5 protein-coding genes are annotated in these 23,323 nt (G+C 51.4%); all 5 read left to right on the forward strand.

Annotation, left to right across the window (positions count from 1 at the left end; translation table 11 throughout):
* Nucleotides 1-119: 119 nt before the first annotated feature.
* Genes ICA20_RS07175 through ICA20_RS07195 form a run of 5 tightly spaced genes read left to right on the forward strand, consistent with a single transcriptional unit; the run spans nt 120 to nt 23,264 of the window.
* Nucleotides 120-1,571 carry a MotA/TolQ/ExbB proton channel family protein gene (locus ICA20_RS07175; protein ID WP_051594535.1) on the forward strand — a complete coding sequence of 484 codons (1,452 nt, stop codon included), beginning with the start codon at nt 120-122 and terminating at the stop codon, nt 1,569-1,571.
* Nucleotides 1,564-2,904 carry a TolC family protein gene (locus ICA20_RS07180; RefSeq protein WP_051594534.1) on the forward strand — a complete coding sequence of 447 codons (1,341 nt, stop codon included), beginning with the start codon at nt 1,564-1,566 and terminating at the stop codon, nt 2,902-2,904. The genes ICA20_RS07175 and ICA20_RS07180 overlap by 8 nt, the downstream gene beginning before the upstream one ends.
* Before the next feature lie 23 nt (nt 2,905-2,927).
* Nucleotides 2,928-4,169: an HlyD family type I secretion periplasmic adaptor subunit gene (locus ICA20_RS07185; protein ID WP_051594533.1), complete on the forward strand. Its 1,242-nt coding sequence runs from the start codon at nt 2,928-2,930 to the stop codon at nt 4,167-4,169.
* 14 nt (nt 4,170-4,183) lie between these two features.
* On the forward strand, nt 4,184-21,076 hold the full coding sequence (locus ICA20_RS07190) for an Ig-like domain-containing protein (RefSeq protein WP_051594532.1): 16,893 nt from the start codon (nt 4,184-4,186) through the stop codon (nt 21,074-21,076).
* A gap of 49 nt (nt 21,077-21,125) precedes the next feature.
* Nucleotides 21,126-23,264 carry a peptidase domain-containing ABC transporter gene (locus ICA20_RS07195; protein WP_071888161.1) on the forward strand — a complete coding sequence of 713 codons (2,139 nt, stop codon included), beginning with the start codon at nt 21,126-21,128 and terminating at the stop codon, nt 23,262-23,264.
* The last annotated feature ends 59 nt before the right edge of the window (nt 23,265-23,323 follow it).

Genomic DNA, 23,323 nt, shown 5'->3' on the forward strand with positions numbered 1-23,323 from the left:
TGATCCTGCTAAAGGTCGTCAAAAGCAAATATCCTAACACGGAAGTTTCTATCTCAGTCGTTAATGATGCAACAACGTTGACGAATAGTGCCGTCATTACCAAGAGTGAATGATAAATAATGAATAACTTAAAGCGGTATCATGCATTTATTATTGCATCAGTGTTCGCATTTCTGCCTGTTATTTTGCTGTGTATTCCCGGCTTACGCGCCTATGTTTTTGAAACATGGCATGTCGCGGCATTCTACAGTTCCATCATTATTATTATGTATCTGACCGGTACATTTATTGTTATTTTCTCATTTATTGAAATAAGTAAGTGTGTAAGCGTATTACGTAATAAGAACGCGCAGAAACACTCTTATTTGCTTGGTGATGCCAACAAGATTGTTTTCTCAGCAAGTCATGGCCTTGATGATGATACTGTTGCCACGCTGTACGAAAGCATGGATAACAGCGTGAATCGTAAGCAGAACCAGAGTCTGGCAGGGGTTATGACCTGCGCAAACCTGTCTACCATGATTGGCCTGTTGGGTACCTTCGCGGGTTTATCAATGACGATTGCCTCGGTCATCACATTACTGGAAAAATCGCAAATCACCGGCGGTAACGAGGCGGATACCTTAGGGATTATCGTCAGTGTGGTCTCCTCGCTTGCTGAACCACTGAAAGGAATGAATACCGCATTCGTTTCATCAATCTATGGGGTAGTGAGCGCTATTTTACTTAATGTGATGTGTTCTTTCCTGCGTGGGGAGTTCACCCGTTTAGCCATCGATTTACGCAATGCGCGCCTTGATTTCGTTAGAGAATGTCATGAGCGCAGTAAAAATTCTGCGCTCGGAAAAACGAAAACCCTGCGTCTGATAACCGATCTTGACGATGTGATCAAAGAGTTCAAAGCGGGCATGTTTGGCTTTCAGGAACGCCTGACTAACGCATTTGACACCAGCAACAACATGCTGAATTCACTTCTTAACTTCACTGTAGAGGGGGCCAGCAAAACGGAGATGTTTAATGATGCCCTTATTGCCGCGGTTCATCGACAGGTTGAACAGTTACAGCATATAGACCAGGGCATCACGTCGAATCATTCCGCTTTACTCGGGATTGAGAAAGAGATCGGCGCATCTACGCAAGCTCTGGTCAACCAGGAAACACACCTTGCAGCGCTAACCGAAAGTCAATCTTTGCTGCAGACCAGCCAGTTACAACTGATGTCTACGGTTGAATCTCAGCGCGGTACGTTGGACGAACTACTGGCCTCGCAAGCGCAGACCCATCATGCCGTCCTGGAGGTCAATGATGGTATTGGACATCTTGATGCAAACGTGGGGGAACTACATACCGTTGCTGAGCGCCACTTTAGCGAGCAGGCTTCACTTCTGGATGGCATCTCCAACGCTGTAGAAACCGCCGAACGCGTCAACCTCGATCGCCACCATGAAACCGTCGCCACGCTGGATAGCCAGTCACAGACGTTTGAACCCTTGCTTGGACAAATTGCCGGAATGCACCGCAATCTGCAAAAAGAAATTAATGTCCTTAAGGAGAAAAAAAGCCATGAATAAATCCGTCATCGCTTTGCTTATCCTCGGGAGTTCGCTGCCGTTGGCCATCTGCGCTCATGCAGAAACGGGAGACCATACGTTGCCGCTGCGGACGTTAATTGTGGATGCGTTAAACACGCAACCTTCTGTGGCCATTGCCTCCTGGGAGACCGAAATGCGTCACCAGGAGACAAACATGAGCAAAGCTTCTCTCTATCCGACGTTGGACGTTTCGTCAGAAGCCATCCATAAAAAAACGGACGAACATGATAATGAGCAGAACGTAGAGAATAAATTAACCCTCGCTTACCGTATTGCGGATTTTGGCGTCAGAAGCAGCAATATTTCTAAGTCTGAGCAGCAGGAAGAGGCCAGTAAGTACGATTTCCAACAAGAGTTGCTTACAACCGCACAAAAAACGGCCGATGCCTATTTGTCAGTGGAAAAAACCCGGCAGATACTTGCGGTGATCGATGACGAGAAAATCTTTTACAAGCAGATGCTGAATGATTTTTCCGAACTCATCGCCGCAGGTGCAGCAATGCAATCGGATATTCGTAAAGTTCAGGTATCTATCGACTCTTTAAGCACTCAGGAGTTGAATTTCCGCGCGCAACTGGATACGCAGTTAATGATGCTGCGTAATCTTACGGGAGACAATGTCACCGCTGAAAACCTGGGTAAGCTGCCTGATTTTTTCAATAAATACCTTTTTAATACTGATAAAGATGCCGTTTATAAAAAAATCATGCAGGATAATCCGACGTATCTTTCTTTGACGAAGGCGATATCTGCAGCAAATGCTGAATATTCGGCGGCAAAATCAGCTAATTATCCGGTTGTAGATTTCAACGCCCACTACACGGACAATAATCCTTCCAAAGATGCGCAGCAGGATGATTATGAGGATGAACTCCAGGTTGGCGTTAAAGTAGGCTTTAACATTTTTAATGGCTTTAAGAACCAATCTGAAGTTGCCAAATTTAGCGCAAAATATACCCAGGCAAAACTGGGTCTTGATGATTTTATTTTTAAAACTCGCAATAGTGTTGATGCTTCTGTCTCTAAATATATGACGGGAAAAGATTCATTAGCAATATCTAAACGCTCCTATGAAAATGCCGGGAAACTCATTGAACTATATAAAGAGGAGTTCAAATTAGGTCAAAAATCGCTACTCGACTTTATTTCCAGCAGGAATGAACATTATCAAGCTAACCTGACAATGATTGAGTCACAATTCTCTATCTATCAGGCGAAGCTTGAACAGATGGCTCAACTCGCCGATCTGTTACATGAACTGTATCTGGAACCTGGCCAGATACAGCCTAAAAGCGGTTCTATGTCGCAATGAACAGGAAACAGTGTGACCATCTGATGATGGTCATCGTCGTGATGACCCTCGTCATACTCCTACTTTTTAGCCTGATAAAGATAAATTCGGTCGTACATGGCAGCGGTGTCATTATCACCAAGGATAATACTCAGGTCGTTTCTCTCTCTAAAGGTGGAACGATTGATGCGATTCATGTCGCGGAAGGGGATTTTGTTACCAAAGGCCAGGTCCTTGCCGAAACATCAAACTTTGATATTCAGAAAGAAAACGAACGTACCCAAGCTCAGCACCGCTATCTTGCCTTATATATCAAAGAAATGATGTCTATTTTGGCCTGGAGGCAAGATTATACTCTCTTTGATATTAGCAATATCACGAATCAGGATTTGATTGGTAATATACAATTGTTAATTAGCCAGACCAAAACGAAGGATAATAAAATCAACAGCCTCAATTCCGAAATTGAGCGTTTAGGTATTTCTAAAATCAGCAAGAACAGCGAGCTAATGCTTGTTCAGGAAGAGGTTAATCTTCTTTCTCCTTTGGTTAAAAAGGGTATCAGTTCTTATACCACTCTGTTGGCAAAAAAACAGGCAGTAGAGCGTCTCAAGTCTGAGCTTATCGATCTTGAAAGCCAGGTAGTAGCGAAATCAGAAGAGATAAAGGTGATCCATAGCGAAATTAATGATGATATCTTTACTTTTCGTAATACTTTGTCGAAAAACCTGGTCGATGCTCAACATGAAGCTGCGCTTAATGACTCTGCCATGAGTGTATTACAAAAGCAGATGAAAGAATCTCGCGTCCGATCGCCCATTGATGGCGTGATTTATCAAATTAACAAAAATGCCTTCACCAAAGGCGGTGTGATACAGGCTGCTGACTCGCTGTTTGAGATTAAACCAATGTCAACCAAAATGCTCGCGGAAGTAAAAATTCAGCCTAAAGATCGCGATCAAATTTATGTTGGTGGTTCGGTTAACGTGAAAATTCTCTCATTTATTCTCTCGGGCTCAAAACCTTATACCGGTGTAGTAGAGCAAATCAGTCCTGACTCCTACGAAGATACGGTTAATGGAAATACGGTGAGGTATTACAAAGCTATCGTAGAGTTCACTATCGGTACAAAAGAACGTGATGTTATCAAACCTGGGATGACGGTAGATGCTTTCATTATTACAGGTAACCACAGCATATTAAAATACCTTGCCTCGCCATTGCTGCGTGGCCTTCAACAAGTTTTCAGTGAGCCGGTCATCACTGACAGTAAATCAACTCATTAATTCAGGGTGATAATATGAGTAATACTATTTTCGCAAGCAACGATTCAATTGTCGACTTACAGCAGTATGGTGCTATGGATAGTGCCAAAGTCGTCATTAGTGGGACCGACTTTAAATTTATTTTTCCGGGTAATGTGGTGGTTAACGTTATTAACGGCGCTCTTTATTCAAGCCTGGAAAATAACCACGTTCACTTCAAATTCCAGGGGCAGGATGTTTCAGGCCAGCAACTGCTGAAAACGATCGACTTAAGCAATCTTCAACTTGAACGGCTTGACTCTGCACTATCAGATCAGCGTCAGGATCGCGTGCTGAAAGATAATATTAATAAAATCAGCGAGATTAATGCGAAAGACCTTGAGGAAGCTAAAAAAGAGGCTGCTGATCTGAAGCATGAAGCAGAAAAAATGCGTGCTGAAGCTGAAGAGGCGCAAAAAGCTTCTGCAGAAGTTCAAAAGCAGCTTGAGGAGTTCCTAAATGATAAAGCGCAGAGCAATGGCCAAAATGGCGCAGCCTCTCAGAACCAGGGAGAAGAGCAGCTGGATGCCAGCCTTTACCATAAGAAATATGACGATGACTCTGTGGCTGAGGCCAGTCGACTCGTTTTCTCTGATTACTCATCCAGTTCGTCCAGTTCTTCAAGTTCATCAGAATCTGATGAAACGCCCATCGACGTAAAACCTATTGATGTGGCTCTTAAGCTTGATGACGGCAGTGATTCTGGGGTAAAAAACGATAATATTACCAACGTCACCACACCGCAGTTTGTTGGTTCTACCGATCCCGGATTGACAGTTTCACTGCGCATTGATGGTGTGGTTGTCGCCGTCACGACCTCCGATGCGATGGGCAACTTTTCATTCAATAGCGGCACGGTGCTGGCTGACGGACAACACAACGTCCAGGTCGATGTGACGGACGGGCAGGGGGGAAGCGGTAGCGCGAAAATTATCGTAACCATTGATACCGTCATTGCAGCTCCCACTTTCGAACTCGACGATCAGTACGCTATTCCTGCAGCCGATCGCATTGAGGGTGAAAATCTTACCCGTTTTACCGATGCGAAAATAATTGGTGAAGCCGAAGCAGGATCGCAGGTTGCTATCTATGCCAATGGCGTTCTGCTTACCACAGTCACCGTAGATTCTGATGGCGCCTGGTCGTATCAGTTTAGTGGTTCAGAATTAAATGAAGGCATTAATAATATTGAGATTGATGCGACGGATAAAGCGGGAAACACGGCATCAACAACCGGCGTTATTACGCTGGATACGATTCCCCCAGAAACACCCGTTATTATTCTTGATGAATCCAGTGATACGGGGATGTCCTCGATCGATAGCCTGACTAATGATAAAACGCCTTCTCTGCATGGTAATGCTGAACCGAACTCAACGCTCGAGTTATATCTGAATGGCTACAAAGTGGCCGATATCAGCGTGGATTCCATGGGGAACTGGCAATATACACTGCCGGAAAATAAAATCACCGCTGATGGTATTTATACTTTTGAAGTGGTCTCTTCCGATCGTGCGGGTAATACCTCAACCGCACAAATAGATGTGACTGTCGATACCGATATTGATGCATTCACACTGGCAATGACTAGCCAGTCAGACAGCGGAGTTGCCGGGGACAATTATACCAACGATATTTATCCAGCGTTTACCGGTAAAACTGACCCAAATAGTCATATTGTGATCACTAACCTGACGACCGGGGAAAAAATTGAAATTGATGCTTCACAGAGTGGTAATTTCAGCTTTAACCTGGCGCAGGCCTCTGCAGAAGGGCTGAACGAACTCTCAATCACCGTAACTGATTATGCGGGCAACCAGCAAACCTTCAGCTACGAATATACTATTGATACGGTTGCTCCCGTATCGCCCGATATTGAACTGGATAAATACACCGTTTCAAAATCAGGCGATATTCTGACAAACGACGCCACGCCAGTCTTTACCGGTACAGCAGAAGCGGGCAGTACGGTGACGATTTATATTGATGGCAAGGCCTGTGGCACGGTGACGGCAAACCACGATGGTATCTGGTCGTTTACTTTGCCAAGCGATCTGGCTGATGGTAGCTATACTGCAGTGGCTTATGCGACTGACCTTGCGGGAAACGTTTCTCCATCATCTGCCGATTGTACTTTCACTGTCGATACCAGCACAACGTCACCGGTTGCCACGTTGCAGGCTGAAGATGATACGGGGATAAGCCAGACTGACTGGATCACCCGGCAAAATGATAATTTAACAATTGACGGGACTGCTGAAAAATACGCCACCATTACAGTGATGGTTGACGGTAAAGCCGTGGGCACTACCCAGGCTGATGCTAATGGCAACTGGCAGTTCGAATATGACCCTAATCCGGCTCTTTCCGATGGCGATTATACGCTGACTATTCAGGCTCAGGATGAGGTGGGGAACACATCGAGCAGTAGTTACGATCTGGTCATTGATACCATTACCGTCACGCCGTCGCTTAAATTAGACACGGGTTCAGATACGGGATCGTCGAATGATGATGGTATTACCAAGGAAACGCAGCCGTTGTTAACCGGAACGGCTGAAGCCAACGCGACGATCGAGATCTTTATTGATGGTACCGTAGTCGGTCAGGTTGTCTCTGATAAAAATGGCGTCTGGAACTATCGTATCCCGGAAGAGGCGAGCTTAGCTGATGGCGAGCATGCCGTCGTTGTACGTGCAACAGATGCCGCCGGCAACAGCGCAAACTCGACCACGCTGGATATTGTGGTCGATAGTACGATGGAAACACCCACAATCCATCTTGATAGCGATAGCGGCATAAGTGATGCCGATCGCATTACCAATAACGCTTCCCCGATTTTCTCTGGTTCAGCCGAGGCTTATTCCAGCATCACTATTTATCAGGACGGGAAGGCCATCGGGAAAGTCAGCGCGGATGCTAACGGAAATTGGTCTTATAGCTTCACGGGATCGCAGGCGTTGACCGATGGAAGCTACATTTTTTATATCACGGCAACAGATGTCGCCGGCAACTCAGCGACTTCAGAAAAAATTCAGGTCACCATTGATACCCAGGTTTCTATCCCTACGCTGGATCTGGCGGATGCGTCAGACACCGGCAACCTCAACAGCGACAACATCACCAGCGACACCACGCCAACATTCTCGCTGGGCAATATCGATGCTGACGTGATCAGCGTGCAGGTCATTATCAACGGCACCGCCTATGACGCCGTGCAGTCAGAGGGCAAGTGGACCTTTACCGCCCCGGAACTGGCGGATGGCGACTATAGCATCAGTGTTATCGTCACCGACAATGCGGGTAATACCGCTAACTCGACCACACTGGCCATCACGGTGGACACCAGCGTGGCGGCGCCGGTGATCGCCCTGAGCGACGACACCGGTATTACCGGCGACAACCAGACTAACGACACCACCCCGGGCTTTGCCATTGCCACGGATAACGACGCCGTCAGCGTGATGGTGAGCATCGACGGCGGCACCCCGGTGGCGGCGACAAAGGCCGCGGACGGGCAGTGGCATATTGACAGCGCCGCGCTGGCCGACGGCGACCACTCCATCGTGGCCACCGTCACCGACCTGGCGGGCAACACCGCGACGTCCTCACTGGCTTTCACCGTCGACACCACGCTGTCGGTGCCGACCATCGCTCTGACGGATGCGTCAGACAGCGGCAGCAGCAACAGCGACAACATCACCCGGGACACCACCCCAACGTTCACGCTGGGGAATATCGACGCCGACGTGACGAAGGTGCAGGTCATTATCAACGGCACCGCCTATGACGCCGTGAAGGCTGAGGGCAAGTGGACCTTTACCGCCCCGGAACTGGCGGACGGCGACTACAGCATCACGGTGCAGGTCACCGACGACGCGGGGAACGTGCAGACCTCCACCGCGCTGGCGGTGACGGTGGACACCAGCGTGGCGGCGCCGGTGATCGCCCTGAGCGACGACACCGGTATTACCGGCGACAACCAGACTAACGACACCACCCCGGGCTTTGCCATTGCCACGGATAACGACGCCGTCAGCGTGATGGTGAGCATTGACGGCGGCACCCCGGTGGCGGCGACGAAGGACGCGGACGGGCAGTGGCATATTGACAGCGCCGCGCTGGCCGACGGCGACCACTCCATCGTGGCGACGGTCACCGACCTGGCGGGCAACACCGCGACGTCCTCACTGGTCTTTACGGTGGACACCACGCTGTCGGTGCCGACCATCGATCTGACGGATGCGTCAGACAGCGGCAGCAGCAACAGCGACAACATCACCAGTGACACCACGCCGGCGTTCACGCTGGGGAATATCGACGCGGATGTGACGAAGGTGCAGGTCATTATCAACGGCACCGCCTATGACGCTGTGCAGTCAGAGGGCAAGTGGACCTTTACCGCCCCGGAACTGGCGGACGGCGACTACAGCATCACGGTGCAGGTGACCGACGACGCGGGGAACGTGCAGACCTCCACGGCGCTGGCTGTGACGGTGGACACCAGCGTGGCGGCGCCGGTGATCGCCCTGAGCGACGACACCGGCACGGCGGGGGATAACCAGACTAACGACACCACGCCGGGCTTCACTGTCAGCACCGATCCGGACGCGTTCAGCGTGATGGTGAGCATTGACGGCGGTAAGCCGGTGGCGGCGACGAAGGCCGCGGACGGGCAGTGGCATATTGACAGTAGCGCGCTGACCGACGGCGACCACACCATCGTGGCGACGGTCACTGACCTCGCCGGCAACACCGCGACGTCCTCACTGACCTTCACCGTCGACACCACGCTGTCGGTGCCGACCATCGATCTGGCGGATGCGTCAGACAGCGGCAGCCTTAACAGCGATAACATCACGAACGACACCACCCCGGCGTTCACGCTGGGCAGTATCGATGCGGATGTGACGAAGGTGCAGGTCATTATCAACGGCACCGCCTATGACGCCGTGCAGTCAGAGGGCAAGTGGACCTTTACCGCCCCGGTGCTGGCGGACGGCGACTACAGCGTCAGCGTGCAGGTGACTGATGACGCGGGGAACGTGCAGACCTCCACGGCGCTGGCTGTGACGGTGGACACCACCGTGGCGGCGCCGGTGATCGCCCTGAGTGACGACACCGGCACCCCCGGCGACAACCAGACTAACGACGCCACGCCGGGCTTTGCCATTGCCACGGATAACGACGCCGTCAGCGTGATGGTGAGCATTGACGGCGGTAAGCCGGTGGCGGCGACGAAGGCCGCGGACGGGCAGTGGCATATTGACAGTAGCGCGCTGGCCGACGGCGACCACTCCATCGTGGCCACCGTCACCGACCTCGCCGGCAACACCGCGACGTCCTCACTGGCCTTTACGGTGGACACCACGCTGTCGGCGCCGACCATCGACCTGGCGGATGCGTCAGACAGCGGCAGCAGCAACAGCGACAATATCACCAGCGACACCACCCCAACGTTCACGCTGGGGAATATCGACGCCGACGTGACGAAGGTACAGGTTCTTATCAATGATACCGCCTATGACGCCGTGCAGTCAGAGGGCAAGTGGACCTTTACCGCCCCGGAACTGGCGGACGGCGACTACAGCATCAGCGTGCAGGTGACCGACGACGCGGGGAACGTGCAGACCTCCACGGCGCTGGCCATCACGGTGGACACCAGCGTGGCGGCGCCGGTGATCGCCCTGAGCGACGACACCGGCACGGCGGGGGATAACCAGACTAACGACGCCACGCCGGGCTTTGCCATTGCCACGGATAACGACGCCGTCAGCGTGATGGTGAGCATTGACGGCGGTAAGCCGGTGGCGGCGACGAAGGCCGCGGACGGGCAGTGGCATATTGACAGCAGCGCGCTGACCGACGGTGGGCACACCATTGTGGCGACGGTCACCGACCTGGCCGGCAACACCGCGGACTCGGCCATCCTGACCTTTACGGTGGACACCACGCTGTCGGTGCCGACCATCGATCTGGCGGATGCGTCAGACAGCGGCAGCCTCAACAGCGACAACATCACGAACGACACCACGCCGGCCTTCACGCTGGGGAATATCGATGCGGATGTGACGAAGGTGCAGGTTCTTATCAACGGCACCGCCTATGACGCCGTGAAGGCTGAGGGCAAGTGGACCTTTACCGCCCCGGAACTGGCGGACGGCGACTACAGCATCAGGGTGCAGGTGACCGATGACGCCGGCAACACCGCAACCTCGGCGGCGCTGGCTATCACGGTGGATACAGAGGTTCTGCCAGTCAATATTGTGCTGGATAAGACTTCTGACACGGGAGAGAGCTCGACAGATAATTATACTGCGGACACAACACCGACGTTTAAGTTCAGCAATATTCCGGACGATGTCGCCACTATTACCCTGACGTTGAGCACCGGGCAGCACTACACAATAGATCTGAGCAAGAGTACTTCTTTCACCCTACCTGATGAGTTGCAAGATGGCAGTTACACTGCAACTGTGACGGTGACTGACGTGGCAGGTAACAGTGCTGACAGTAAGATTAGCTTTACTATCGATACCATTGTCGATAAACCGACAGTCGAACTCGCGACGGTATCTGATTCGGGTGACAGCCAGACCGATGGGCTGACTAATGAGACGAAGCCGCAATTCCAGATTAGTGGCGTGGATACTGATGACGTCAATACGATTACGATAGCGATTGTGAGTAGCGATGGCAGCTACAAAGATAGTTGGACACTGGACAGTGAAACCTACGAAAGCGGAGCATGGGCTTGTCCGGTTGCGCTGGACGATGGGCAATATACGATAACTGTCACGGTTGAAGACATGGCGGGTAATCAGAGCACCTCTGACGCTGCCAGGTTTGAAATTGATACTGTCACTCACATCGACTCTATCGTGCTTCTGGATGATACCGGTTCAAGCACCACCGATAACCAAACCAATGTGAATACACCTGAGTTTGCGATCGGCGTGCCGGATGATGTCACGCATGTCAGCATAATGATTGATGGTAAAGCGGCTGGTGAAGCTTCTAAGCAGACTGATGGAAAGTGGCATTTTTCCACCGCGGTGCTCGCCGATGGAGCACATACTGTGTCGGTTACCGTAACAGATGAAGCGGGTAATACCAGTAATAAAGATCTCAATTTTACGGTTGATACGACCCTTTCTGTGCCGACGCTGCAGCTTTCAAGCGATAGCGATACGGGGCACAGTGATTCAGATAATGTCACTCAGGATGTGCGCCCAACGTTTGTGATCGGCAATATTGATAGCGACGTTGTCAGCGTTTCACTGACGATTAACGGTCAGACATGGCCTATTACGGTTGAAAATGGCAGTGCTACCTTTACCGTTCCCGCCGATCTGCCGGATGGGATTTGGCAGGCCCAATTGACGGTTGTTGATGATGCAGGTAATGAAAAGACGACCTCACTCTCCGTGACCATTGACACCTCCACCAGCGTGGACGGTATTACTCTGCAAAGTGATACCGGCGTGCAAAACGACTGGATGACCAACGATTCCACCCCAACGTTTGCCATCACCGCGCCTGCTGATGCGCATGCTGTCACTGTCAGCATAGGCTCACTGACTCAGGATGCCATTTTCCAGGAAGGGAAGTGGGTGGTGACTCTGCCATCTGCCCTTGCGGACGGTGAATATACGCTTACGGTGACCGTTACGGATGACGCAGGCAATACGGCGAATCGCGCGCAAACATTCACCATTGACACCACCCTGGAGCCGCTCACCGTCAAGATGATGGCGGCGGATGACAGTGGTGTGGTAGGCGACAATGTTACCAACGACACAAAACCTACGTTTGAACTAGGCAATGTGCCGGCAGATGTTTACAGCATCGAAGTGACGTTGAACGGCGCGACGACAACCGTTAAGAAACAAGCGGACGGCAGTTGGACCTATACTCCAGAAACCGCCCTTGTTGAAGGGAAATATACGCTGGATGTACGCGTTACTGATGAAGCAGGAAACCAAAGAACGTCGACATATGATTTCACCGTGGATACCTCGGTGGATATTAATTCCATCACTCTGACGACAGATACCGGGGATTCGTCCTCCGATGGCATCACGAATGCTGCCCAACCGATATTTAACGTCACCACCTCTGATGATGTTGTCAGCCTGACGGCAACGATTAACGGTCTTGCCTGTACCGTGGTGAAAAATGCCAACGGTGACTGGACCGTCACCTCGCCGATACTCTCTGTCGCTGGAGATTACGCGCTGACCGTTACCGTTGAAGATGCTGCAGGGAACACTACCAGCGACACGAAAACGATCACCTTTGATAACCAGCTTTCCGTACCGACTATTGCGTTCGACGCGGGTGATGACACGGGTTATGACGCTACCGATCATTTGACGAGTAACAATAAGCCCACGTTCTTGATAAGCAACATGGACAGCGACGTGACGCATGCCGTCATTACGCTTGATGGGGTGCCGATTACGCTGACGCAGGATGGCAGCGGTAACTGGAGCTTTACGCCGCCATCGGCACTTTCGGATGGCAATCATAAAATGATCCTGGAAGTGCAGGATCGGGCGGGAAATACTTCAACGCAGACCTTCTCCTTCACCGTTGATACCTCGCTAAACACGCCGACGATTGATCTTGTCAGCGCATCTGATACGGGTGACAGCAGTGAAGATAATCTGACGTCGAAGACGCAGCCTGAATTTATTATCAGCAATGTCGACAGCGATATATATTCCGTGGTTGTCACGCTAAATAATAACGACTATATCGCGACGAAAAACGCCGAAGGGGAGTGGGTATTCCAGGCTCCTAAACTGGCCGATGGGGACTATACGATAACGGTCACGGCAACCGATAAAGCGGGGAACGAACGGACGTCCGATCTCGATTTTACCATTGATACCACGGTGGCAATCGATCAGATTACCATGTCTGATGATACCGGTTTCTCTTCGGATGACCATTTAACGAACGATACCATCCCAAGCTTTGATATTAGGGTTGCCGCAGATGTTACGCATGTCTCGGTGGCACTGGACGGCGGTGATGCCCAGACGCTGACGAAAACCAATGGCAAGTGGACCTACACCGCCAGCTCGGCGTTGACCGATGGTGAGCATTCGATTGTCGTCAACGTGATGGATAAAGCGGGCAACACAACCCAGGAAACTTTCACCTTTACTATCGATACAACGCTTACACCTGTGACGGTGGATCTTAAAGACGAGGACGACAGCGGCAGCAGCTCCGCCGATAATTACACTAACAATACCCAGCCAACGTTTGAGTTTGGTTCGCTGGATAAAGATGTTTATAGTCTGACGGTGAACCTGAACGGCAAAGATATTCCTGTGGATTTGACCAGTCAGCCGGTGAGTTTTACGCCGGATGAAGCGCTGGCAGACGGCACTTACACCTTAATTGCCACGGTGACGGATAACGCCGGAAATACCAAAGAAACTCCGCTGACCTTCACCATTGATACGCAAACGTCGGTATCGGTGGACTTTGTCGTCGGTGACGACACGGGCTATTCCGACAGCGATAACATAACGAAGAGCAATGCCCCTGAATTTGAAATCAGCGTTCCGGCGGATGTGGAGTCGGTGAGCGTTACCCTCAACGGCACGGTGACTTCGTTGACGAAGGATGAGTCCGGCCGCTGGATCTACTCGGCTCCGGCACTGGCAGATGGCAACTACACTCTCGACGTTTCAGTAGTGGATAAAGCGGGTAACACCGCCAGCACTGAACTCAAATTTGTGGTGGATACCACCCTTAGCACGCCAACAATCGATTTAGCGGCTGCAAGTGATACGGGGACCTTGTCAAACGATCACCTAACCAACGATACGACGCCATATTTCACGCTCGATAATATCGATAGCGATGCTTATAGCGTCACTGTCACTATCAACAATAAAACCTATAACGCGACGGAAAAGAATGGTATATGGGGCTTGCAGTTACCCGATGCCGATGCCCTCCCGGATGGAACCTATACCGCAACTGTTAAGGTTGAAGATGATGCAGGCAATACCAAATCATCCTCAATGAGCTTTACCGTTGATACCATTTGCTCAGCACCGATTCTGGCGCTGGATAATGGCAGCAACAGCGGCAGCACTGATGATAACATCACCAACGTGACGAAACCGGTTATCAGTATCAGCGGCGTACCTGCCGATATCGCCAGTATAACGGTAACTCTTGGTGACACGACGCTGTCACTGGATCCGTCGACAACGAGCTGGCAGGTACCGCAAAGCCTGGCGGATGGCGCATATAGCGTGGTCGTGACCTTTACGGATAATGCGGGTAACAGCGCATCGACAACCTATAACTTTACCGTTGATACGGTGGTTGACTCTCCTGCCGTGCTGCTGCTGGATGATACCGGGCAGAATACCACCGATAACCTGACTAACGTCTCAGTGCCGCGTATCCAGATTAGCGCGGCGGAGGAACTCACCTCCGTCACCGTCACGCTCAATGGGCACACGCAGACGCTGGAGAAAAACGCCCAGGGCGAGTGGATTTATACCGCTGACATGCTAGCGGATGGTACTTACACCGCCACCGTGGAGATGGTCGATGTCGCGGGCAACCACCAGACAGAGACCCTGACTTTTACGATTGACACTCAGATCCCGCAGCCAACTATTTCGATGGATAGCGCCAGTGATTCTGGCGATAGCTCAAGTGATTCGTTAACCAATGATACGCAGCCGACGTTCATAGTTTCCGGCGTGCCGGACGATGTTGATACCGTGTTTGTTGTTATAAACGGTGCGAAATATACGGCGACACAAAATGAAGCTGGGGAATGGACGGTTACCTCAGCCAATCTGGCGGATGGTAACTACACCGCAGAAGTGACCGTTACGGATAAAGCCGGTAATACCGCTGAAAGCAGCATGAATTTTACCATCGACACACACGTTGCGCTGTCGGTGGAGCTGCTGGCCTCTTCTGATACAGGCTCTTCGCAGACGGATAAAATTACCAAAGATACGTCACCTACGTTCGGCGGTCTGACGGACAAAGACGCAACGCTGGTGGTGACCGTGCTGGATGAGAGCGGTAATGCGATTCAGACCCAAACGCTCTCTCCTGCCTCGGACGGGACCTGGTCTATTACGCTGGGTGATTTGACTGATGGCAACTATACCATCTCGGTTACCGCGACCGATAAGGCCGGAAACACCCAGGCAAGCAACATTGATTTTGTTATCGATACAGTGGTTAACGCGCCGGGGGTTGCATTGAGCGAGTCCGATCCCGGGAATAACCATGAAGCCTTAAGCCTGGCGCCAGAATTCAGTGGTACTGCGGAAGCAGGATCGACGCTGGTGATAAGTATTGATGGCGTTACTGTCGCCAGTGTTGTGGCGGACAGCAACGGAACATGGTCATGGACGCCGCCGAGCGCCATTAACTCTGGCGATCATATTATTAGCGTCGTCGCGACCGACAAAGCGGGTAACGTCTCTGACGCCACTAACTTCGCCTTTATCATTCCGCTGATCGACGTCGATCCACCGACACTGCAGCTACAAACCGCATCGGATAGCGGCTCCATTGGTGACTTTGTCACTAATGATACGACGCCATCAATTACCGGGACATCGCTGCCGGGCAGCACCGTGACGATTTATGTTAACGGTGAGGTGGTTGGTACCGCGGCAACGGACTCAACCGGACGCTACAACTTTAACCTGCCAGAAATGGCTGAAGGGACCTACAGCATAGAGGTGAGCGTCATTAACCCGAACAACGGGGAGGAGGTAAAATCTGACCCTGCAAGTCTGGTCATTGACACGCATGTGGTTCCTCTTGACTGGGATATTAACGGATTAAATGATGAAGGGTATCTGAACACCAATACCCCGGTAGTGAGCGGAATCTCTGAAGCCGGCGCGCATATCAAGGTGATGATTGACGGTCGTGTAGTGGTGGAAACGGTCGCCGCCAGTGATGGTAAATGGCTGGCATCGATTACAAACATTGGCGCTGACGGAGAGCATGAGATTAGCTTCTCGGTAACAGATGTGGCGGGTAACACAGAAACCTTCGGCCCGGAGAGTTTTGTTCTCGATACCTATATTGCGCCACTGACCGTTGATTTACGCGATACGGATGATACCGGCACCAGCGATACCGACAACATCACCCAAAAAACCAGCGTTCACCTTGACGGTACCGCAGAAGCGGGCTCAACCGTTACGATCGCCAATACGCAGGGCGAGATTCTGGCTACCATTGCCGTGGAGAGCGATGGTGCATGGAGTACGGAAATTACGCTGCAGGAGGGGATGCAAACCTTTGTGGTGACTTCCACCGATGCTGCTGGCAATACCGTCTCCAAAAATATCGATATTACCCGCGATACGCAAAATAGCATCACTGACATAGTCCTGAGTCGTGATTCCAACAGTGCGGACACGCTGGACGCCATCACCAAAGTGACTACGCCAACCCTGACGGCAGTCACCAATCCTAATGCGACGGTCGATGTTTATGTCAATGGCGAAAAAGTTGCCACGGTAACCGCCGATGCGGCAGGGACAGTGAGCTGGACGATGCCGGAAAGCGCCGACGGTTCTTATGATATTAAAATGGTGTCGACGGATGCGGCAGGCAATACCGCAACCAGTGCAACGACTACCGTTGTTATTGATACCGTGGTTGACAATTTTAGCGTCGATACGCTGCCGGACCTGACCAATAGTAAAGCGCTGAGTGTCACAGGTACCGGTGAAAGCGGCGCTACGATTACCGTCTATTTGAATGGCGTCGCGGCAGGCCAGGTTACCGTAGCGGCTGATGGCAGTTGGACGGTACCGCTGATCCTCAATGATGATGGCGAGTACAGCCTGACGGTACAGATCACGGATGTGGCCGGAAACAGCCAGACCAGCGATCCATTTGTCTTCACGCTGGATAGCCATACCGATTACCCGACCATCAACCTGGATGACGCGTCTAACTCAGGCTCGCTGGATGACAACATAACCAGCGACAATACGCCAGCCTTCCATGGTACGGGAGAGCCGGGGGCGACGATTTCTATTCTGGTGGATGAAAAAACGGTCGCAACGGTAACGGCGGATGCCGAAGGCAACTGGACGTGGCAATACCCAACTACGTTGGCTGACGGTGAATATTCCATCCGCGTAGTGGCGGAAGATACGGCGGGCAATACCGCAGAGTCGGCACGCATTCTGGTTACGGTCGATACCAGCACCTGGATTGAGCTGGATAAAATGAATCCTGATGGTGGCCTCTACTCTAACGATTATGTTACCGCCCGAACGACGCCAACGTTCCAGATCAACGGTGAAACGGGTCAGCCCGTCAAGGTTTATATTGATGGTAAGTATGTGGAAACCATCACGATCTCCGGGCGAAATTATCAATATACCGTTCCGCAAGCGCTGGACGACGGTAGCCATACCATCCGCTTTGATATTGCCGATGCCGCCGGCAATACGGCCTCCACTGGCGATCAGAAGTTCACGATCGATACGGTTAACGATACTCCCGTCACGCTGGACAATATTAACGGAGAGAGCGTCGCTGACCACACCGTTGATGGTACGATTTACATCAATGATATTTCTGCAGGTATTAAGCTGAGCGGTATGGCTGAGGCTAACAGCTATGTCACTGTCAAAATTAATGGAATGACCGTTAGCAACGTCTGGGCAGACGGTACAGGAAAATGGAGCGTAAACGTTAATCCTATGTTGCTTAGCGATGCGACATGGACCGTCCAGGTGAGTTCAGAAGACCGCGCGGGGAACGACAGTACCGTCTCAACCTTCACGATAGTGATTGATACCTCCATCAGCCAGTTCACCGCCAACGTGCAGGACGACAAAGACAGTTCGGCCGATAAATGGGTAGTTAACAACCGCACGCCTGTCTTTAATGGCGTCGGTGAGGCGGGGGCTACTGTCACCCTGATGGTGGCAGGGATGGTGGTGGCTACCACCACAGTTGCCGCCGATGGCACCTGGAGCATCAAGGCCAGCGCGTTGCCTGAAGGGACCAGCAATTTAACCTTCACCATTCAAGATACTGCCGGCAATACCCAAACCATTAACCATGACATTCTGGTCGATAGCGTTGCGCCAAATACGCCGACGGTAGAGATCTCTTCCTGGAACGAAGAGGGGAATCTGTGGATCCTCTCAGGCAAGGCGGAAGCGGGAACGACCATTGTTATCAAGGATGAGTCCGGCAACGTTATCACCACAGTTAATGTCAACAGCTCCGGCAGTTGGAGTACCGCGATTAACTATCCTGATGGCGGTAAAGTCAGCATTCAGGCAGAGGATTCTGCCACCAATATCAGCGTGCCTGTCGACCTTGATGTGATGTTCACGACGCCAGCCGTGGCGCTAGATGTAACCTCAGACGGTGGTGCGCTGGGCGACAACCTGACCAATGACTCAACCCCGACGCTGGTTTTGAGTAACATCGAGAAGGATGTCGTTGCGGTGAGCGTAACGATTGATGGAACGACGGTGCAGGCAACGAAGATCAGCGATGGCGTCTGGACCGTAACATGGGGAACTCCGCTAAGTGACGGCGAATGTGACGTTCAGGTGAGCGCAACGGATGCGGCAGGAAATACCGCAACGCAATCCTTTAGCTTTACTATTGATACTGTGCTCAGCGCGCCGGTCATCGCCATGGATGCGGCAAGCGATACTAGCACGGTGGGCGATAACATCACGCAAACCGTTAAACCGACGTTTGTCGTGACTAACGTTGACGCTGATGTGACGAAGGTAGAGGTGACCTTAAACGGCAATACGCAAACCCTGACCAAAGACGCTTTGGGTAACTGGATCTATACGCCGGAAACCCCGCTGGCAGACGGTAACTGGACCGTTGAGGTAAAAGTAACCGATGCGGCAGGGAATACTAAGCAGTCCAGCCTGGATTTCACCGTCGACACTAGTATCAGTACGCCGACGGTGGCTCTTGATGCCAGCAGCGATACCGGTGATGTCGGTGACAACCTGACGAATGAGACGACGCCAACCTTTATCCTGAGCAATATTGACCCGGATGTCACGTCGGTGATGGTGACGCTGAACGGCGAAACGCACAGCGCAACCAAAGATGAGCAAGGTAACTGGACGTATACGCCGGAAACTGCGCTGTCAGACGGTAGTTGGACCCTGAAGGTGAAAGTCACGGATGGCGCAGGTAACACTTCGGAATCTTCACTGGATTTCACCATTGACAGTACGCTAAGCACACCAACAGTAATGATGGATATGGACAGTGACACCGCAACGGCAGGGGATAATATCACCAGCGATACGACGCCAACCTTTATCCTGAGCAATATTGACCCGGACGCCACGTCAGTGATGGTGACGCTGAACGGTGAAACGCACAGCGCAACCAAGGATGAGCAGGGTAACTGGACGTATACGCCGGACACCCCGCTGGCGGACGGCAGCGGAACGTTGGTGGTGACCGTGACCGATGCGGCGGGCAATAGCGCGGATGCGTCCCTGGATTACACCATCGACACCACTATCAGCACGCCGACGATCGCCCTGGATGCGGGCAGCGATAGCGGTACGGTGGGTGATAATCTGACGAAGGATACGACGCCAACCTTTATCCTGAGTAATATCGACCCGGACGCCACGTCAGTGATGGTGACGCTGAACGGTGAAACGCACAGCGCAACCAAGGATGAGCAGGGTAACTGGACGTATACGCCGGACACCCCGCTGGCGGACGGCAGCGGAACGTTAGTGGTGACCGTGACCGATGCGGCGGGTAATAGCGCGGATGCGTCCCTGGATTACACCATCGACACCACGGTCAGCACGCCGACAGTTTCCCTGGATGCGGGCAGCGATAGCGGTGCCTCAGGGGACAACATTACTAAGGACGACACCCCAACGTTTATCCTGAGTAACATCGATCCTGATGCAACTACCGTAACGGTGACCATAAACGGCGAAACCCACAGCGCCACGCAGGATGAATCAGGCCACTGGACCTGGACACCTGAAGAGGCGCTGGCTGAAGGCACCTGGACGTTGGTGGTGAATGTCAGCGATGCGGCAGGTAATACCGCCAGCCAGTCGGTTGAGTTCACGGTCGATACCCATGTCGATAATTTTGATGTGACTTTCGATGGTACGAGTAGCCAGGAACAAACCTGGCAGACCGATGAGTCAACCTTATCGTTTAGCGGGCATGGCGAAGCGGGAGCCCTGGTTAGCGTTTCACTGGATAATGGCGATGTGCTGACGGCAAACGTGGATAAAGACGGTAACTGGAATCTCCAGCTTGAGGATGTGTCGCAGGGCGAGCATCAGCTTACCTTCACCATTACCGACGTGGCGGGTAACACCAGCACCGTGACGCACGATGTGGATGTTGGAACCGATGACCCGGTGTCGCTACGCAGCAGTCTGTACAGTAGCGAGCAGGACACCAGGGACACCATAGAAGTGGAGTCGTCGCATCCGGTCTTTGAGTTCAACCTGGACGCCAGTATTACCCATGCCAGCGTTGAACTGGACGGTGTCACGCATCCGCTGGTGCCTTCGCCGTCTGGCTCTACGCAGTTCGACGTGCCTGTGGCGCTGGAGGATGGCCCACATTCTCTGGTGTTGCGCACGCAGGACAGTGCCGGGAATAGCGAACGTCAGGATATCGCCTTTACGGTGGATACCAGTAGCCGCAGCGTCGTTGCAGGCATGGACGACGCCCGCAGCGATGAAAGTGACGCGCCGCATTCTGCAGCGGATCAATCCTCTTCGCATGAAGCAGCCAGCTTCGCGGCACAAGTGATGAGCATTAGCCAGAGCGTCGAAGATAATCAGGACGATCAGCAACATCACCATCAATAAATAACCGTTTCCCCCGTACAGGACGTGCGGGGGAATGAGTGCAAATTCTATGAATGATTTTACGCTATATGATTTAGGCCTGGCTGGCGTTATGCAATACATCGCCAAAAACCACGACTCACGTATCGAAATAGATGAAGCAAAAATACCGGTCACGCTGTCGCAATATGATAAAAACGATCCGAACCATGAAGCGCAGATTAAAAACTATTTTCTATCATTAGGTCTGATGATCCACGAGGTGAAATTCTCGCGCCCCGACGATTTGCTGAATGAAAATATGCCGCTGATTATATTAACCTCCGACATGCAATGGATGGTGTGTGTCGGGTGCCAGGAAGGGGGGCTACAGCTGGTCAAGCGTAACAACGAGTTGGGTGTCGTTGCGTGCGCCAGAGAAAACATCCAGACGATTTCGGTCTTTCTGATCCAGCCTTTAAGCGGGATGACTGAATCAATAAAAATCAGCTCGATATTAAAATCCGGACTGCAAAATAATAAAGTTTTTTACAGTAAGTATTTTTTTACCTCGCTGTTTATGGCCTTGTTTGCCCTGACTATCCCGGTTTTCAGTAACATTTACTACGATAAGCTTGTACCGGGGTCATCGATCGCCTCTCTGTTTGGGGTGGTGGGTATCGTACTGGTATTTATCGTCTTTGAATTTTTACTGCGATCCTCGAAAGATATCTATCAGTCGATTGTCTCGCGCCAGGAGGATGTCAATATTGATGTCTCTTTTGTGGAGGCATTGATCTACAACACCACCAAAAGCAGCTCTATGTCCTCCGTGTTTGTTCTGTGGACAGAATTTCAAAAAATAAAGCCCGTGCTGTTAAATTCCGTTTTCCAGCGCGTGTCGGATATTCCGGTATTTATTATTTTTTGTGTGATTATTTACATTAATCTCGGTGCCCTGGTGTTAGTGCCCGTGATGATGATGATGGTGTCGCTACTGTTGGCCTGGGGATACTTCAAGTATACGGAAGTGCTGATGGATAAAATGAAGGAGAGCCAGTCAAACCGTAACGTTTTCATTACTGAATTACTCTATTCCCTACGTACCATCCATACCTTAAACAACAAAAACCTGATGCTTGATTGGGTTAATAGCAGTAACAATCAGTCATGGCTTAGCTTAAAGTTGCGTAAGGCTGGGGTCTATTATCAGTCTGCGCTTAGCGCGATGTCGAACCTGAACCAGATCCTGCTGATGGTTTTCGCTTTTTTCCTGGTCATCAAAGGTGAAATCACCACGGGGGCGATTGTCTCTTCCGTTATTGTCTCCGGGCGGATGTCGGGGATCATCTCGGGGTTATCATCAACGCTCTCTACTATTTTTACGACCAATAAAACCATTACGGATTTAATGAAAATGTTTATGCCGGCAGGGCAGGAACATGAGCAAAAATTGCTGCAATCGATTGTTAACGTGCGCGGTGATATCTCTCTACGCGCCCTGAGCTATCAGTACGATCCGCAATTATCAAAAGCGCTGGATACGCTGACGCTGGATATTCCTCATGGGCAGCGGGTGGCAATTATTGGCGAATGTGGTTCCGGGAAAAGCTCGCTGGTTTCCCTGCTCTCTGGCTACTGTCCACCGACTGAGGGCAGTATTATGTACGATGGCTACAATACCCGACATCTGGCGCAGAACTTTTTCAGCCGCTTTATCAGTATGGTGACCAATAATGACACGTTGTTTACCGGCAGCATTGAAAGTAACTTTGCCCTTAAAGATTGCGACAACCGCAAGAAGGTGATCGAGGCGCTTAATCTGGCGAACTGTACCTTTGTGCTCCAGCATCCAATGGGGCTGCGTTACCCGGTGATGTTTATGGCGCGTAACTTATCCTCAGGGCAAAACCAGCAGCTGTTATTAGCGCGTAGTTTGAGTAGCGATGCTCAGATTTACTTATGGGATGAGCCAACCTCGAATATGGATGAAATGACCGAACAGCGAATTTTCGATCATCTCGATCACTTTATCAGCGGTAAGACACTGATCATGGTGACGCACCGTCGTTATTTGCTGAAGTATTTCGATCGTGTGCTGGTCATGAAAGGGGGCAAAATCATTCGTGACTGCACGCCGGATAAACTATTAGGGCCAGCAAAAGTTGATCAGACAAAGCCGCCTGTTCGCATAACGGTTGCGTCAGCGAACGAAAAACAAGCGCGTTGACGATATTTTTTCATTGACCGGACTGATTAGTGAGCCGTTTCGCAGCACCGATTTGTTAT

The organism is Citrobacter sp. C5_2 (assembly GCF_014596845.2).
GTDB lineage: Bacteria > Pseudomonadota > Gammaproteobacteria > Enterobacterales > Enterobacteriaceae > Citrobacter > Citrobacter werkmanii.